This is a genomic window from Streptomyces sp. B5E4, from assembly GCF_039871555.1.
In the GTDB taxonomy this organism is placed as follows: domain Bacteria; phylum Actinomycetota; class Actinomycetes; order Streptomycetales; family Streptomycetaceae; genus Streptomyces.
In genome coordinates this window covers 59,176-76,399 of the sequence record NZ_JBDPMI010000011.1, presented here as the reverse complement: position 1 = coordinate 76,399, position 17,224 = coordinate 59,176, and the positions used below count along the sequence as shown (strand labels likewise).

The following is a 17,224-nucleotide window of genomic DNA, read 5'->3' as shown; positions in this document are numbered from 1 at the left end:
GGCCCGTCGCTGCGACCGGCCTCGATACTGGCGACAATACCCCCTAGGGGTATAAAGTCAAGCCAGGATGCCGCTTGCAATGGATACGGGTCGGGGGTATACATGGTGTCGAAGGATCTAATACCCCCTGGGGGTATAGCGAGCCACGAGGAGCAGTGATGACCACCACCACGCCCGGCAGGACGGCCGAGGTCGAACTCGCGATCGGCGGCATGACCTGCGCCTCCTGCGCCGCACGGATCGAGAAGAAGCTCAACCGTATGGAGGGCGTCGAGGCCACCGTCAACTACGCCACAGAGAAGGCCAAGGTCACGTTCGCGGACGACGTGGCCGTCGACGACCTGATCGCCACCGTCGAACGTACCGGTTACACCGCCGCACCGCCCGCCCCCGCCGGCCAGGACGCGGGCGACGGCGCGGCGGACGGCACCGGCGGGCAGGGCCCGCCGGACGAGCTGCGGACACTGCGGCAGCGGCTCTTCGGCTCGCTGGCGCTGTCGGTGCCGGTGATCGCGATGGCGATGGTCCCTGCCCTGCAGTTCGAGTACTGGCAGTGGCTCTCGCTCACGCTGGCCGCGCCGGTGGTGGTCTGGGGCGCCTGGCCGTTCCACAGGGCCGCCTGGACCAACGCCCGGCACGGCGCCGCCACCATGGACACGCTGATCTCGGTCGGTACGACCGCGGCGTTCCTGTGGTCGCTGTGGGCGCTGTTCTTCGGCACCGCGGGCGAGCCCGGCATGACCCACCCCTTCGAGCTGACCATCGCCCGCGGCGACGGCTCCGGCAACATCTATCTCGAAGCGGCGGCCGGGGTGACGACGTTCATCCTCGCCGGGCGGTACTTCGAGGCCAAGTCCAAGCGGAAGGCCGGCGCGGCGCTGCGCGCGCTGATGGAGCTGGGCGCCAAGGAGGTCGCGGTGCTGCGGGACGGCCGCGAGGAGCGGGTGCCCGTGGACCGGCTCGCGGTCGGGGACCGCTTCGTGGTCCGGCCCGGCGAGAAGATCGCCACCGACGGCACCGTCGTCGAAGGCGCCTCCGCCGTCGACGCCTCCATGCTCACCGGCGAGTCCGTGCCGGTGGAGGTCACCGTGGGCGACGCCGTCACCGGCGCCACCGTCAACGCCGGCGGGCGGCTGGTCGTGGAGGCCACCCGGGTCGGCTCGGACACCCAACTGGCGCGGATGGCCCGCCTGGTCGAGGACGCCCAGAACGGCAAGGCCGCCGTGCAGCGGCTCGCGGACCGGATCTCCGGCATCTTCGTGCCCGTCGTCATCGCCCTGTCCCTGGGGACACTGGGCTTCTGGCTCGGTACGGGCGACGGGATCGCCGCCGCGTTCACCGCCGCGGTCGCCGTGCTGATCATCGCCTGCCCCTGCGCCCTCGGCCTGGCCACCCCGACCGCCCTCATGGTCGGCACCGGCCGCGGCGCGCAGCTCGGCATCCTCATCAAGGGCCCCGAGGTGCTGGAGTCGACCCGCAAGGTCGACACCGTCGTCCTGGACAAGACCGGCACCGTGACCACCGGCACCATGACCCTGCACGCCCTGCACACCGCGGGCGGCGGGGACGAGGAGACGGTGCTGCGGCTGGCGGGCGCGCTGGAGCACGCCTCGGAGCACCCCATCGCCCGGGCGGTAGCCGCGGCGGCGACCGACCGCCTCGGTACGCTGCCGGTGCCGGAGGACTTCGCCAACGTGCCCGGGCTCGGCGTGCAGGGCATCGTCGAAGGCCACGCGGTCCTCGTCGGGCGGCAGCAGCTCCTCGCGGAGTGGGCGATCACGCTGCCCGCCGAACTGGCCGCGGCCAAGGAGCGGTCCGAGAAGGCCGGGCGCACCGCGATCGCGGTCGCCTGGGACGGCGAGGCCCGCGCCCTGCTCGAAGTCGCGGACGCCGTCAAGCCCACCAGCGCGCAGGCCATCAAGCGGCTGCGGGACCTGGGTCTGACCCCGATCCTGCTCACCGGCGACAACACGGCCGTCGCGAAGACCGTCGCCGCCGAGGTCGGCATCGACGAGGTCATCGCCGAAGTCCTTCCCGAGGACAAGGTCGACGCGGTCAAGCGGCTGCAGGCCGAGGGCCGTACGGTCGCGATGGTCGGGGACGGCGTCAACGACGCCGCCGCCCTCGCCCAGGCCGATCTGGGCCTGGCCATCGGCACCGGCACCGACGCCGCGATCGAGGCCGCCGACCTCACCCTGGTCACCGGGGACCTGCGGGCCGCACCGGACGCCATCCGGCTCGCCCGCTCCACCCTGTCCACCATCAAGACCAACCTCGCCTGGGCGTTCGGATACAACACCGCCGCCCTCCCCCTCGCCGCCGCGGGCCTGCTCAACCCGATGCTCGCGGGCGCGGCGTTTGCGCGTGGCCCGCGGACGGCCGGAGGTACCGGTCGGCGAGGCGTCGCGCATCTCCGCCGGACGCCTCCTGTCCTCCCGCTGCCCCGACGGGCACGGCCGCCCGCGCGGCATAAGCTCGTACGCGAGCCGCGGGGCGCGGCGACGGGTTACGGTGCCCTCCGCGGATGCGCGGCAACAGGGTGCGGCGCGGGGCTGAGGGGGAGGAAAGCGTCGTGGAGATGCGGGAGACGGAAGAGCCGCGCGAGACGGGGGCGGCGCGGGAGGCGCAGCCGGTGCCCGGGGCGCAGACGTCGTGGGAGCTGTTCCCGGCGCTGCGCACCGCGCCGGAGCGGATCGCGCTGCGCTTCGGCGGCACCGTCCTGACGTACGGCGAGCTGGCCGCGGCGGCGGACGATGCCGCCCGGCGGCTCCGCGGCGCCCGGCGGGTGGCGGTCTGGGCGACGCCGGAGCCCGCGACCGCGGTGGCGGTGACGGCGGCGCTGGTGGCGGGCGTCCCGGCGGTGCCGCTCAACCCCCGCACCGGGGTGCGGGAGCTGGCCCACATCGTGACCGACGGCGAACCGGAGCTGGTGCTCGCGGCGCCCGGGGCGGAGCTTCCGGAGGCGCTGGCGGGGGTGGCGCGGGTGGACGTGGCGGTGGACCCCGAGGCCCCCCGGCCCACGCCCGCGCCCACGGCCGCTGTGCCCGCGCCCGGCACCGCCTCCCCCGGTCCCGGGACCGCCGGGCTCGTCGTCTACACCTCCGGGACGACGGGTCCGCCCAAGGGTGTCGTCCTGCCGCAGCGGGCGCTGGCCGCGACCCTCGACGACCTCGCGGAGGTCTGGGGCTGGACGGAGCGGGACACGGTGGTGCACGCGCTACCCCTCTTCCACGTGCACGGGCTGGTCCTCGGCGTGCTGGGCCCGCTGCGCCGCGGCGGCGCCGTGCACCACGTGGGGCGGTTCGCGCCGGAGACGGTGGCGGCGGCGCTGGCCGCGGGCGGCACGATGCTGTTCGGGGTGCCGACGATGTACCACCGGCTGGCCGACGCCCTCGACGCCGGGCCGGCGGCCGCGCCCGGCGCACCGTCCGGTACGTCCCTGGCCGCCGCCCTCGCCGGCGCCCGGTTGCTGGTCTCCGGCTCCGCGGCGCTGCCGGTGGCCGACCACCGCCGGCTCGCCGCGGCGACCGGCCGCCGGGTCGTGGAGCGCTACGGCATGACGGAGACGCTGATGAACACCAGCGTCCGCCCCGACGACCCGGACGCCACCGGCAGCGTCGGCGTGCCCCTGCCGTCCGTCGCCGCCCGGCTGGTCGACGACGCGGGGGCCGAACTCACCGCGTACGACGGGGAGACGGTCGGCGAGATCGAGGTCCGCGGCCCGAACCTCTTCACCGGCTACCTCAACCGCCCCGAGGCGACGGCGGCGGCGTTCCGCGACGGCTGGTTCCGCACCGGGGACATGGCCGTACGGGACGCGGCCGGCCGCTACCGCATCGTCGGCCGCCGCGCCACCGACCTCATCAAGTCCGGCGGCTACAAGATCGGCGCCGGGGAGATCGAGAACGCGCTGCTGGAGCACCCGGCCGTCGCCGAGGCGGCGGTCACCGGGGAGCCGGACCCGGACCTGGGCGAGCGCATCGTCGCCTGGGTGGTCCCGGAGGGGGCGGCGCCGTCCGCCGCGGAGCTGTCGTCGTACGTGGCCGACCACCTGGCCCCGCACAAGCGCCCCCGTAAGATCCACTTCCTCGACGCCCTCCCCCGCAACGACATGGGCAAGGTCCTCAAGCGCGCCCTGGGGAGCTGACAGGGCACGGGAGCAACCCGTCACCCGCGCCGGCGAGGACGTCAGGCGGCGGTCCCGGGAGCTGGTGGCCGCGACGGCGTGGACATGGGGTGGGAGGACGTACACCGGAGCGCGTACGGGCGTCCGGACGCGCCGGGCTGATCCCCCCCCTCGCCGCCCGCGGCGGCTGCCCGGCTCACCGCCGGCCGCCCCGCCCCCGCGCCTCCCGCTCCTCCCACCCCGCCGCCGGCGGCTCCGCCATCGCCAGGGTGGCGGGCCGGACGGCCTCGGGGCCGAAGCGCCGGCGGGCCCGGTCCCCGGCCGCCTCGGCGCGGCGGGCGCGGACATCACCGGGGTCCAGCGAGAGCTGGCGGTGCGCGCCGGCCGCCGGCAGCAGGTGGTCGGCGCGGAGCGCGTACGCCCGTACCCGGGCCCGCTGCAGCCCGAGGGCGGTCAGCAGGCCGAGGGCGGTGGCGGCGAGTGCGGGCGAGTGGTCGGTGGGTTCGGCGAGGGCCCGGGTCCGCGTGGTCGAGCTGCGGTCGGCGTACCGCACCACGAGGGTGACGCGGCCGGCGACCTGCCCCTCCCCGCGCAGCCGCTGGCCGATCCGCTCGGCGAGTCCCAGGACGGCCCGGTGGTGCCGTACGGGATCGAGGCAGTCGGCGTCCAGCACGAGCTCCGCCGACAGGGACGCCGCCGGTTCCACGGGGGTGACCGGGCGCGGGTCGTAGCCGCGGGCACGGTCGCCGAGCAGCCGGGCCTGGCTGACGCCGAGGAGCCGCTGCAGGGTCACCGCGGGCAGTTCGGCGATCTGCCCGACGGTGTGCAGGCCGTACCGGCCGAGCTTCTCCGCGGTCGCGCGGCCGATCCCGGGGAGGGCGGCGACCGGGCGCGGGTGCAGCCACTCCGCCGCCCGCCCCGTGGGCACGCAGGTGGTGTCCCCGGGCGCGGACGCGTCGGCCGCCATGGCGGCGAGCATGCGGTTGCCCGCGAGTCCGGCGCTGCTGTCGATGCCGTAGAGGGCCTTCAGTCTCATCTTCACGAGCTGCACCGCGTCGTAGGGCGACAGGTCGAAGTACCGGAGCGCAGAGGTCAGATCGAGCTGGACGGCGTCCGGCGGCATCTCCTGGACGTGGGGCGTGACGCCGCCCATCAGCTCGACGATGTCGGCGTACTGCTCCTCGCTCAGCGAGGCGTGCAGATGGAGGTGCGCGATGTGGCGCCGGCGTGTGGTCATCCCGCGCTCCCCGGGCTGGTGTAGCCGAACTTCTTCAGATCGGCCGACCGGCTGCCGGCGGGCTGCAGGTCCGCGTACGGGTGCAGGCGGGCGCCCGCGGTGCCGTCGGTCAGGGTGCGGCCCGGCTGGGCGGGCGTCGGGTGCGGCCGATCCTCGCCCAGGAGGGCGAGTGCGGCCTCGGGGCCGTCGTCGCGGCGGGCGGCGGCGATCCGGTCCAGGTCCCAGGCCATGGTGCCGACGACGGTGCGGCGGGTGCCGCGTACCTGGACCGTGCCGCGTACCAGCAGCAGACCGCTGTGGAAGACGGTGTGCGCGCAGGCCGGGTGGGAGTCCTCGAAGAACGCCAGGTCGACCAGGCCGGAGCCGTCCTCCAGGGTGACGAAGATGACGCGCTTGCCGCTGGCGATCGGCGGGGTCTGGGTGGAGGCCCGCACCCCGGCGACGAGCACCTGCTGCCCGGGGCGCAGGCCGGCGAGGTGGGCCGCGTCCGTCGCGCCGATCTCGCGCAGCAGCCGGTGGTGGTGTTCCATCAGGTGCTTGGTGACGTCGATGCCGAGGGTGTTCAGTTCGGCGCTCAGGGTCTCGCGCCCGGTCATCTCCGGCAGCCCGCTCGGCTCCGTACCGCCGACCGCGTCCGCGCCGATGGGCAGTTGGCCGTCGCCCGCGAAACGGGCCCGGGACTGCCGGTGCAGCTCCTCGATCTGGAGGAGCAGGTCGCGGCGGGTGGAGCGGCCCTCACCGGGGCCGCCGAGGCCGTCGAGGGCGCCGATCCGGGCCAGGCGCTCGGCGACCGGCCTGCTGGGCCGGGCCCGCTGCCAGAAGTCCGACAGCGACCCGTAGGGCCGGCCTTCCTCGATCCGTACGCCCTCGTCCTCGCTGATGCCGTGCACCGCGGACAGCGCGAGCCGCACCCCCCACCGGTCCGTGTCGCTCTTCTCCACGGTGTGCTTCATCGTGGAGCGGTTGACGTCGACGGGCAGGACCGGCACGCCGCGCCGGCGGGCGTCGGAGACGAGGACGCGCTTGGGCCACATGCCGGGGTCGTGTTCGAGGAGGCCGGCCAGCAGGAACGCCGGGTAGTGCGCCTTGAGCCAGGCGCTCTGCAGCGCGGGGACGGCGAAGGCGACCGCGTGGGCCCGGCAGAAGCCGTAGGCGCCGAAGGCCGCGACGGTCTTCCAGACCTCGTCCCGTACGGCCGTGGTGTAGCCGCGCGCACGCGCCCGCCGGTGGAACCAGTCCCTGATCCCCGGCACCCGGTCCTCGTCCCCGAGCGCGCGCCGGGCGATCTCCCCCAGGGCCCGGTCGCATCCGGTCATCACCCGGAAGGTCTCGATGATCTGCTCGTGCCAGATGGTCACGCCGTACGTGTCGGAGAGCACCGGTTCGAGGTCCGGGTGGGCGTACTCGGGTGCGCCGCCGTGGCGGGCGGCGACGTAGCGCTCGGGCATGCCGCCGGCGACCGGTCCTGGCCGGAAGAGGCTGATGTCCGCGATGACGTCCTGCGGGTCGCGGGGCTTGAGCCGGGAGAGCAGGTCCTGCTGGCCGGGGGACTCCAGCTGGAACAGGCCCAGGGTCTCGCTGTCCTGGATGAGCTTGAACGCGAAGACGTCGTCGAGCGGCACCTGTTCGGGGTCGTCCAGGTCGAGGTGCGTGCCCGTGGCCTGTGCGATCTCGGCGACGGCGTGGGCCATCGCGGACTGCATGCGTACGCCCAGGACGTCGAGTTTGATGTTGCCGAGGTCCTCGATCTCCTCCTTCGCGGCCATGGCCATGGGGTAGTCGCCCTGCGGGGTGGGCTGCACCGGCAGCCGGTCCAGGAGGGTGGCGTCGCTGACGACCACGCCGCACGGGTGCATGGCCATGCCGTGGACGAGGGCGTCGAGACCTTCGGCGAGTTCCCACAGCGGGCCGTACCGGTGTGCCTCGGCGGCCAGTTGCCGCAGTTCCGGCAGTTCGGCGAGGGCGCCGGTGATGTCGGAGGCCCGCAGGTGCGGGAAGCTCTTGGCGATCCGGTCGACGTCGGCGGGCGCGATGCCGAGCGCCAGACCGGCGTCCCGCAGCGCCCTGCGCGCCCGGTAGGTCTCGGGCATCGCGGTGACCGCCACCCGTTCCCTGCCGAACCGGTCGAAGATCGCGTCGTAGCACTCCAGCCGGCGGGCCGATTCCACGTCGATGTCGATGTCGGGCAGCGACTTGCGCCGCACGCTCAGGAAGCGCTCGAACAGCAGCCGGTGGTCGAGGGGGTTGGCCGTGGCGATGTCCAGGACGTGGCAGACCAGCGAGCCGGCGCCGGAGCCGCGGGCCGCGACCCGGATGCCCTTGGCCCGGATGTCGGCCACGACCTGGCCGACGGCGAGGAAGTACGAGTCGTAGCGGAGTGTGGAGATCGCTTCCAGCTCCTCGTCCAGTCGGGTACGGGCCGCGGGGTCACGGTCGAGGCCGCGCCGGGCCATGCCGGCCTCGCACTGCCGGCGCAGCAGCCGCGCGGCCTCGCCCGGGCCGGGGCCGGCGCCGAAGAGCGCCGCCTCCGGGAAGTGCGGGCGCCCCAGCCCCAGGTCCGCCGCGGGGTCGATCGTGCACGCGGCGGCCGTCGCGGCGGTGTCCGCCAGCAGGCGTCGCGCGCGGCGTACGTCCGCTCCGGCGCACTCGGCGACCAGCCTCGCGACCGCCGCCATCGCCCGCTCGTCCTTGAGCCAGCGCTGCCCGCTGTCCAGCCGGCGCCAGTCGATCGGCCGCAGCAGCCGCGCGGCGTCCAGGACGTCCGCGAGCCGGTGCTGGCCGGGGTCGGCGTAGCGGACGGCGTTGGAGAGCACGACGGTGGTGCCCGTGCGGTCGCCCAGCGCCAGGGTGCGGGCGGCGAGGCGCAGCGACCCGGGTCCGAGACCCGCGCGCTTGTGGGCGACGGCCTCCAGCCGGAGCCCGGTCCCGAAGACCTCCCGCCACGGCGCCAGCAGCGTCGCCGCGACGTCCTCCCGGCCCACCGCCAGCGCCCGCACCGGCTCGGAGAGCGGCCCGAGCAGGGCCACCAGGCCGGCGCCGCCGTGCTCGCGCAGCGCCTGCCACGGCACCACCGGCGGGCTGCCGCCGGTCGCACCCGCGTGGGCGGCGGACACGATGCGGCACAGCCGCGCCCACCCCGCCCCGCCCTGCGCGAGCAGCACGAACCGCAGCGGCGGCTCGACCACGTGCCCACCGCCCCGGGCCGGGGTACGCCGCCGGAGCCCGGGCGGCGGCGGGGCCACGCCCTCCACTGCCAGATCGACCCCCAGCACCGGCCGGACCCCGGCCTCGGCGCACGCCCGGACGAACCGGACGACACCGGTGACGGTGTCGCGGTCGGTCAGCGCGAGGGCTCCCATGCCGCGCTCGGCGGCACGCCGGACGAGATGTTCGGGATGGGCGGCGCCGTAGCGGACGGAGTAACCGGACGCGACGTGCACGTGGGCGAAGCCCACCATGCCGCACCTCCATCACTCCACCCCATTCAGGTCTTTCGTTCCGATTACTTCTCTCGTACGTCCGTTCGATTACCCTAGCCCGCGCACACCCTCCCGGCGAACGCTCCGGACCGCGCGATGCCCCGGCCCGGCGGCGCCGCGAAGGCCGCCGGCGCCGCACTTTCCACCATCTCCGCGGCCGGGCGGCCCAGTTGGACGCGCACGCGCCCGCGCATGAGATTCGTCACTCACCCGGCGCGAGGCGGACCGGACGAGGGGCGTCGGCACCGGACGGCGGACCTCCCCCGTCCGGCGACCTTCCCTGAATTGGCCTAGACCAATAAGAACGTTTCAATTTTCTCTTCAGCTCTCTCACCAGCGGTTTTAAATTCAAATGGTGTAGACCTCTTGACCCTTAAGTGCGCGCACATCTACGTTCCCGTCAATCCCACCCCCCGCTCCCGGACGGCCGTTCGGACCCCACAGCCGGCCGCCCGTGCACCGCCGCCGTGCCAAGGACCCACCGCTGCCCACCACACCCATCTCCGGGAGTCGACGATGTCCGCACCGTCCGAAGAGCAGACCGTCCGCCGCAGAACCGTCCTCGCCGTCGCCGGCTCCGCCGCCCTCGTCGCGGCCTCCGCCACACCGGCGCTCTCCGCACCGGCACCCGCGGCGGCCCCGGCCGCCGCCGACGCCTCCTGGCCCGACCCCGCGCGCGACGTCGCCAGGGACGGCACCGCGACCGCGTCCAGCGTCTACGACCGCGACCCGGAGAGATTCGCCGCCGATCACGTCAACGACGGCGACCTGAGCACCCGGTGGGGTTCCAACTCGCCCGAGAACGGCTACCCCGACCCCAGCCGCGAATGGGTGCAGATCGAACTCGCCGGGCCCAGCCCGGTGCACCACGTGGTGATCCACTGGGAGACCGCGCGCGCCGCGCACTACCAGATCCACGTCTCCGACGACGGCGAGACCTGGCGTACCGCCCTCGACGTCCCCGACGCCCCGGGCGGCCGGGAAGTCCTCGAACTCGGCCTCACCACCGCCGTCCGCTACGTGCGGATGCAGGGCGTCGCCGTGGCCACCGGCTGGGGCTACTCGATCTTCGCCATGGAGGTCTGGAACGGCCCGCGCCCCGGCGTCGGCCTCCCCGCGGGCCGGGTGATCCCGGTCCCGGTCGCGCAGACCTCGCAGCCGGAGGCCCGGCCCTTCGTACTGGGGCGCCGGAGCCGGATCGTCGCCACCGACCGGCGCGCCCGTGATGTGGCCGGGCTCCTCGCCGGGTACCTGCGCCCGGCGACCGGCTACCCGCTGCCCGTGGTCGACGGCCCGGGGCGGGCCGGCGACGTCACGCTGCTGCTCGGCCGCTCCCACGCTCCGTCCCGGGCACGGCTGGCCGTCGCCGAGGGCTACACGCTGGCCGCCGGCGAGGACGGGGTACGGATCGCGGCGGCGACCCCGCACGGCCTGCTCAACGGCGTACAGACGCTCCGGCAGCTGCTGCCCCCGTGGATCGAGAGCGACGAGGTCCGGCCCGGCCCGTGGACCGTCGAGGCGACCGAGATCCGCGACCACCCCCGGTTCGGGCACCGCGGGCTGATGATCGACCCGGCCCGGAACTTCCTGGAGGTCCCCGAGGTCAAGGAGCTCATCGACGGGCTCGTCCAGTCCAAGGGGAACGTGCTGCACTGGCACCTGACCGACGACCAGGGCTGGCGGGTCGAGATCGACTCCTGGCCCCGGCTCACCGAGGTCGGCGGCGGGATGTCCATGCCCGGCGGGCGGACCGGTTTCTACACCAAGGACCAGATCCGGGACGTCGTACGCTACGCCGCGGACCGGCACGTGCAGATCATCCCCGAGATCGAGATGCCCTCGCACTCGACGGCGGCCAGGACCGCTTACCCGCAACTGAGCGGCGCCGGCGGCTATCTGGCGGACCTGGAGACCACCTACGCGTTCGTCGACGACGTCCTCCGCGAGGTCGCCGCGCTCTTCCCCTCGGCGTACGTCCACCTGGGGGCCGACGAGTCGGACATGCCGCACGACCAGTACGTACGGTTCCTGCGCCGGGTCGAAGGCATCGCCCGCAGCCACGGGAAGACCATGGTCGGCTGGTCCCCCAGTTGCGGGGTCGGCCTCGACACGGAGACGGTCCACCACTACTGGCAGGACCAGAGCCGGGAGATGTCACGGGAGTGGTTCAACCCCCGCCGCCCGGTGCTGCTCTCCCCGACCCAGCAGACGTACCTGGACTACCCCTACCCCACGTACGACACCCGGCGTTCGTACTCGTGGAACCCGTTCGACCTCACCGACGGCTGGACGGGTGCCAAGGTGCAGCGCGACTACGGGCTCAACAACGACGACATCATCGGCATCGAGGCGCCGATCTGGGGCGAGCGGATGCTGCGCGGCCTGCCCGACGTGCAGTACCAGGTGTTCCCGAGGCTCCCGGCGATCCTGGAGAAGGCCTGGTCCCCCGCCGAGGCCACCGAGGACGCCGAGGGCGTGGTGGCCAGGACCGGAGTGCAGGGCGCGCGCTGGCTGTTCGCCGGCCGGAACTTCTGGGCGGACCCGGGGGTGCGCTGGGAGGCCGCGGCGGTCGGCGCCGACCTGCGCACCGACCCGGACGGCACGGTGAGCGGCGCGGTGGCGCGCCTGGCCCTGCCGGGGGTGGCTCCGGCCGGGGTCACCGCGACGGTCGAGTGGGGCGACGGCACCACGGGCCCCGCCACGGTCACGGGCGACGCCCCGGGCGACCGCCGGATCAACGGCGTCTACCGCATCGAGGCCGACCACCGCTACGCCCGCCGCGGCACCTACCGCGGCACGGTCCACCTCACCACACCGGCCGGCAAGACGACCGCCCACTTCACCGCCACCCGCCGCTGACCCCACCCACGGCCCGCCGGCGCCCCGGCCGCCGGCGGGCCGTACCCCCCAGCCGCCGCGCGGCCCCGGCGCGCGCCGGCACCGGTACGGGGTCCGCTCGGGGGCTAGTGGCCCGTGGGACGGATGAGGCCGGATTCGTAGGCGAAGACCGCTGCCTGGGTGCGGTCGCGCAGCGACAGTTTGGTCAGGATGCGGCCCACGTGGGTCTTCACCGTCTGCTCCGCCACCACCAGCCGTTCGGCGATCTCGGCGTTCGACAGGCCCTGCGCGATCAGGCTCAGTACCTCGGTCTCGCGTTCCGTCAAGCCGCCGACGCGGTCCTTGAGCGGGGTGCGCGGGGTGCGGGTCAGGCGGGCGAACTCGGTGATGAGGCGGCGGGTCACCGCGGGGGCGAGCAGGGCGTCGCCCGTGGCGACGACCCGTACCGCGTGGGCCAGTTCCGCGGCCGAGGCGTCCTTCAGGAGAAAGCCGGAGGCACCCGCGCGCAGCGCCTCGTACACGTACTCGTCGAGGTCGAAGGTCGTCAGGATCAGCACCCGGACGGCCGCGGACGGCGGCTCGGTGAGGCGGCGGGTGGCCTCGATGCCGCCGAGGCCGGGCATCCGGATGTCCATCAGTACGATGTCCGGGCGCAGTTCGGCGGTCTTCGCGACGGCGTCGGCGCCGTCCACCGCCTGGCCGACGACCTCGATGCCGGGTTCGGCGTCGAGCAGCACGGTGAAGCCCTGGCGCACCATGACCTGGTCGTCGGCGATCAGCACGCGGATGTTCGTCACGGGGTGTCCTCACGGTCCGAGGTGGCGGGGCCGGCAGGGCCGGCGGGTGCGACGGGTACCGCCGGCGCCACGGGCAGTATCGCGGTGACCTCGTAGCCGCCGTCGGGGGTGGTGCCGGTGGCCAGTTCGCCGCCCAGCATCGCGGCGCGCTCCCGCATCCCGAGCAGCCCGTGCCCAGCCCCCGCCCAGGGCGGCGCGGCGCGCTCGGGCGCGGTGTTCACGACGCGGACCGTGAGTCCCGCGGGGTGGTAGCCGATCTCCACCCCGGCGCGGGCCCCCGGCGCGTGCCGGGCCACGTTGCTCAGCGCTTCCTGCACGATGCGGTACGCGGACAGCTCGACACCCGGCGGCAGCGCGTACCGCTCCCCGGTGGTCCGGGTGCCGACGTCGACCCCCGCGCGGCGTACGGCGGCGGCCAGTTCGCCGAGGCGGTCCAGGGTGGGCTGCGGGGCGTGGCGTACGTCGTGGGGGTGCAGGGCGGCCGCGGTGCTCGTACCGCCGCCGTCGTCTGCGCGCAGCACGCCCAGCACCCGGCGCAGCTCGGTCAGCGCCTCGACGGCGCTCGCGCGGATCCCCGCGAGGTTCTCCTTCAGCTCCGCCGGCGGGTCCCGCACCAGGTGCGGCGCGACCTGCGCCTGGATGGAGATCACCGACATGTGGTGCGCGACCACGTCGTGCAGTTCCCGCGCGATCCTGGTGCGCTCCTGGAGCAGCACGCGCCGGGCCCGCTCCTCCGCGGTCAGCTCCTCCTGCGCCGCCAGTTCGGTACGGGCCACCCGGCGCCCGCGCAGCGCGACGCCGACGCCGACGGGGAGGGCGAGGACCAGGACGGCGAACGGCACGCCCTCCGTGTCGCCGAGGAAGCCGTAACCGAGGCCCACCGCCACGCTGATCACCAGCGTCTCGGCCGCGACCCGCGGCCGGCACCGCAGCGCCACCGCGAACAGCACCGTGGCCTGGAGCACGAGCCCGGTGCCGGTCCACGGGAACATCGCGCCCGCATCGGAGCCGGAGGAGACGATCGCGTACCGCGCGACCACCACCATGGCCACCGTCATGATCCACCACGCGAGCACCGGCCGGACCAGCGCGATCAGGAAGGCCGCCGTCTGCAGCGCGGTGAGCAGGGCGGCGACGCGCATGCCCATGCCGTAGCCGAAGGCGTACTGGTTGGTGGCGGCGATCTGCAGCGCCGCCAGCCCCAGCACGACCGGCACGACCAGCGCAGGCAGCCACTCACGCAGCCGGGAGCGCTCGGTGGCGGTGGCCGGCGCCGTACGCGGCGGCGGGCTGACGGCCGTCGTCCACAGGTCCGCGCGCAGCACCCGCAGGGCCGTACGAAGCCACGCGGCCGCTCGCTCTGCCATCGTCCCCTCCTTCACTCGCCCCACCCTAGGTACCTCGCATGGCGGGTCCGACCCCTCTCGTACGGGTGGAAAGCGGCCCGGCACACCAGCAGCACCGCCGCGAACACCGGCAGCCACGGCAGCCGGGCCGCCACCCAGCCGCCCCCGTCGGGCACCGTGTGCAGCCCCGGCAGCGCGCCGCCCGCGAGCAGGCCGAGCGCCGAGACCGCCATCATCGCCGTCTGGTGCCAGAGGAAGACCGTCATCGCCGAGAGGTTGAGCAGCGCCACCGCCGCCCACGTGGCCGGCCGCCGCAGCACCCGGCGCAGCGGCCCGAGCAGCAGCAGCGCGGCACCGCACTGGGCGAGGCCGAAGGTCACGGCGGCGAGGGTCGGCGGATCGAGGTTGGAGACCGCGGCACCGGGCACCCCGACCATGGCGGCGGGGTAGCCGGCGGCCAGCACCAGCCCCGCCGTCGCCGCGGCACCGCCGCCCAGGAGGACGCAGGCCGTACGCCGCCCCGGCAGTCCGTGGCGGGCGCCGCGCGCGCCCAGGGCGTACGGGACGAGCCACCCGGCGGCGACGTTCACCCACCCCAGCGCGGCGGGCCCGTCGCACCGCAGCCGCCACAGATCCACGCAGCCGACCACGGCCAGCGGCCACAGCGGGTGCAGCCGGACGGCCAGGGGGGTCGCGGCGGTCAGCACGGCGAACACCAGCAGGAACCACAGCGGCGACAGCGCCAGCTTGCCGAGGGCCCGGACGGTCGCGTACCCGACGCCCGACGCCAGCATCAGGCCGAGGACCACCGCCCACACCGCGAGCACGGCGGCGACGGGCCGGAAGAGCCGGTCGAGCCGGGCGCGGAGCCGGCGGGCGTAGGGGGTGCGGGCGGCGCGGGCGGAGGCGTGGCCGCGGGCGGCGACGTAGCCGCCGACGAAGAAGAAGACGGCCAGGGTCTGCAGGACCCACGAGACGGGTGCCAGTGCGGGCATGTAGTGCAGCGGGCTGGCGGCGCGCACGGTGCCGCTGTCGACGACGAGGGCGGTGACCAGCCAGTGCCCGAGTACGACCCCGAGGACGGCGAGGGCCCGGAGCGCGTCGATCCCGCGGTCACGGGTGGCCGGGGTGGCGGCGTCGATGCGCAGGAGGACGTCACGCATGGGTGCGGCCGGAGTGCTGGGGGCGCGGGAGAGCGGGGGCCTGGGCGTACGAGGCGGGCGAGCGCGGTGTTTGCGCGCGGGCGGCCGCAGGCCGGTGCCGGACGGAGCCGTACGCGTACGAGGGCGGGGTGCCCGCGGGCGCCGCCGCGCACGGCCCGGCGCACCTGGCGTCTCCCCCCAGGTGCGTGCGCGGGCGCGGCACGGCCGCAGGCCCTGCGCCGGCGGTGCCCGGACGCGCGCAGGCGGCCTCCCCCTTCACGATCCCGGCCATGCTCCGCAGCGGTACGGAGCCGGGGACCAGGTAGTCGCTGTGGCCGCCCGCTCCCGCGGTGAAGGGGCAGGCGCCGAAGGCCGGGGAGGCCGGGTCCCGGCCGAAGCCGAGTGTCGTCACGAGCAGCGGGATCCGTACGTGCGGCACCTCGCCCACCCAGTCGTCCGCGCCCCGGCCCGCCCACACCGTGCCGGACGCGCGCAGGTCTGCGGCGCTGTCCGCGCCGACCCCCGGGCTGGCGTACAGCACGATGTCCGCGGCCCGCAGCCCCGCCGCGGCGCGGCCGCAGACCACCGAGCCGTACGAGTGGCAGAGCAGCGCTATCCGGGCGCCCGGGCGGGCGGCGGTCAGCGAGCGGACGAAGTCGCGGAGCCGGGGCGCGGCGGCCTCGGCGCGGTCGGCGGTCAGCGACTCGGGGCTGACCGTGCTCGGCGTCGCGTAGCCGAGCCAGGCGACGACGGCACCCGGCCCGTCGCCGGGCGGGTCCGCGCGCAGTTCGCGGCGCAGCGCCTCGGCGCCGGCGCGGAGGCGCCCGTACGCGTCGAGGCCCGTGTCGGAACCCGGTACGAGGACGGCGATCCGCCCGGCGTGCGCCAGGTCGCCGAACACCTCGGCGCTGCGCCCGCCGTCGCGGCCGTCGAACGAGACGAACCGCCGCCCGGGGGCCGCCATGGCGCGCAGCGAGTCGGCTCGGCGCCGGTCGCCGTGGGCGGCGGCCATCCGCGCGGCGGCCCGGATGCCGTCGCGGTTGGCGGCGTAGCGCTGCGCGAGGGCCGCGGGGGTCGCGGCACCCACGTCGAAGGGCACGTCCGGCACCGGCGCCGGCACGGCGGCGGGCCGCGCCGCGGCGGCCACGGGCAACGCCACGGAGGCGGCAACCGCCCCGGCGAGCAGCCCCCGCCGCAGGCGGCCCCCGCGGACCGCCGCCCGCCGCCTCGACTCCCCGCCGCGCACGTCCGGTTCGCAGGGTCGGGGCCGTGCCATAGCGAGTCCTCTCACCGGTGATGTGATCCGGTGAGAAAGCTAGGAACCGGCGGCCCTCGTCGGCGTCCCGCCGGAGAGCCCACCTGCCGCGTAGCTCTCAGGTATGACGGGTACGGGCGGTGTCACCGCCCCCGCTCAGCCCCGCAGCACCGCCCGGTCGACCAGCGTGACCAGCGGCACCTCGAACTCCGCGCGCTGCGTCTCCGGTCGCGCCGCCAGGTAGCCCCGCACCCGCGCGAGCAACTGCGCCCGCTCGTCCTCCGGGAGCAGCAGCAGGCGCGAGTGGGTGGCGACCATCGCCGTCAGTGAGTCGCGCGTGTACCGCAGCCGGTTGGGGAACCGCTGCCGCTGGACCGGCTCGTACCGCTCGTGGGCCGGCACCTCCACCTCGTCGGACAGGTCGGCGAAGCACGCTTCGCCGCGCGTGACCTCGTCGAGGCCGATGATCCAGTCCGTCTCGCGGTCGCCCTGGTTCCACAGCCCGGCGACCACCCCGCCCGGCCGCAGCACCCGGGCGATCTCCGGCAGCGCCACTTCCGGGTCGAACCAGTGGAACGCCTGCCCCACCAGCACCGCGTCCACCGAGCCGGCCGGCAGCGGGATCCGTTCCGCCGTCCCCTCGTGCGCCGCCACGTCCGGCAGCGCGCGCTGCAACTCCGCCCGCATCGCCGCGTCCGGCTCGACGGCCGTGGTCGCCACTCCCTCCGCGACCAGCGCGGCGGTCAGCTTGCCGGTGCCGGCCGCGAGGTCGAGGACGTGCAGTCCTTCGCGGTCCGCGACCGGTGCCAGCGCCCATCGAACCGCGGCCGCGGGGTAGTCGGGGCGGAACTCGGCGTAGGCCGCGGCCTGGCCGCCGAAGGAGGAGGCGCGCCGCCGGTGCAGCTCGTGGTCCGTAGTCATGATCGCTACGGTACGCGGTGCGCGAAGACGCCGGACAGACGTTTTTCACGCACCGCCCGGGGACCGGAACCGCCCCCGGCGCC

At 75.3% G+C, this 17,224-nt stretch carries 8 protein-coding genes and 2 pseudogenes; 3 read left to right on the top strand and 7 right to left on the bottom strand.

Annotation, left to right across the window (positions count from 1 at the left end; translation table 11 throughout):
• Window positions 1–158: 158 nt before the first annotated feature.
• Window positions 159–2,363 (top strand): annotated as a pseudogene (locus ABGA99_RS16760) (heavy metal translocating P-type ATPase); the annotation flags it as partial.
• A gap of 215 nt (window positions 2,364–2,578) precedes the next feature.
• Complete coding sequence (locus tag ABGA99_RS16755) at window positions 2,579–4,147, top strand: AMP-binding protein (protein WP_347578734.1); 1,569 nt, start codon at window positions 2,579–2,581, stop codon at window positions 4,145–4,147.
• A gap of 175 nt (window positions 4,148–4,322) precedes the next feature.
• Here the strand turns inward: ABGA99_RS16755 and ABGA99_RS16750 are convergent, their stop codons facing one another.
• Together ABGA99_RS16750 and dnaE are read right to left on the bottom strand one after the other, a co-directional pair.
• Window positions 4,323–5,363: an ImpB/MucB/SamB family protein gene (locus tag ABGA99_RS16750; RefSeq protein ID WP_347582912.1), complete on the bottom strand. Its 1,041-nt coding sequence runs from the start codon at window positions 5,361–5,363 to the stop codon at window positions 4,323–4,325.
• On the bottom strand, window positions 5,360–8,821 hold the full coding sequence (gene dnaE / locus ABGA99_RS16745) for a DNA polymerase III subunit alpha (RefSeq protein ID WP_347578736.1): 3,462 nt from the start codon (window positions 8,819–8,821) through the stop codon (window positions 5,360–5,362). The genes ABGA99_RS16750 and dnaE overlap by 4 nt, the downstream gene beginning before the upstream one ends.
• Before the next feature lie 537 nt (window positions 8,822–9,358).
• Between dnaE and ABGA99_RS16740 the strand changes: the two genes are divergently transcribed.
• Window positions 9,359–11,701 (top strand): family 20 glycosylhydrolase, encoded by a 2,343-nt coding sequence (locus ABGA99_RS16740; protein WP_347578737.1) that lies wholly within the window; start codon window positions 9,359–9,361, stop codon window positions 11,699–11,701.
• Between the two features lie 104 nt (window positions 11,702–11,805).
• On the opposite strand, the gene ABGA99_RS16735 is transcribed toward ABGA99_RS16740, so the two are convergent.
• From ABGA99_RS16735 to ABGA99_RS16715, 5 genes and pseudogenes are all read right to left on the bottom strand, one after another.
• Window positions 11,806–12,477: a response regulator transcription factor gene (locus ABGA99_RS16735; protein WP_347578738.1), complete on the bottom strand. Its 672-nt coding sequence runs from the start codon at window positions 12,475–12,477 to the stop codon at window positions 11,806–11,808.
• Complete coding sequence (locus ABGA99_RS16730) at window positions 12,474–13,844, bottom strand: histidine kinase (protein WP_347578739.1); 1,371 nt, start codon at window positions 13,842–13,844, stop codon at window positions 12,474–12,476. Before ABGA99_RS16730 ends, ABGA99_RS16735 begins: the two co-directional genes overlap by 4 nt.
• An 11-nt stretch (window positions 13,845–13,855) precedes the next feature.
• A complete protein-coding gene (locus ABGA99_RS16725) occupies window positions 13,856–14,986 on the bottom strand; it encodes an acyltransferase family protein (protein WP_347582911.1) in 1,131 nt (376 codons plus the stop codon).
• Window positions 14,987–15,230: 244 nt separating this feature from the next.
• Window positions 15,231–16,151 (bottom strand): annotated as a pseudogene (locus ABGA99_RS16720) (alpha/beta hydrolase); the annotation flags it as partial.
• A 225-nt stretch (window positions 16,152–16,376) separates the two neighbouring features.
• On the bottom strand, window positions 16,377–17,141 hold the full coding sequence (locus ABGA99_RS16715) for a class I SAM-dependent methyltransferase (protein WP_347578741.1): 765 nt from the start codon (window positions 17,139–17,141) through the stop codon (window positions 16,377–16,379).
• Window positions 17,142–17,224 lie beyond the last annotated feature (83 nt).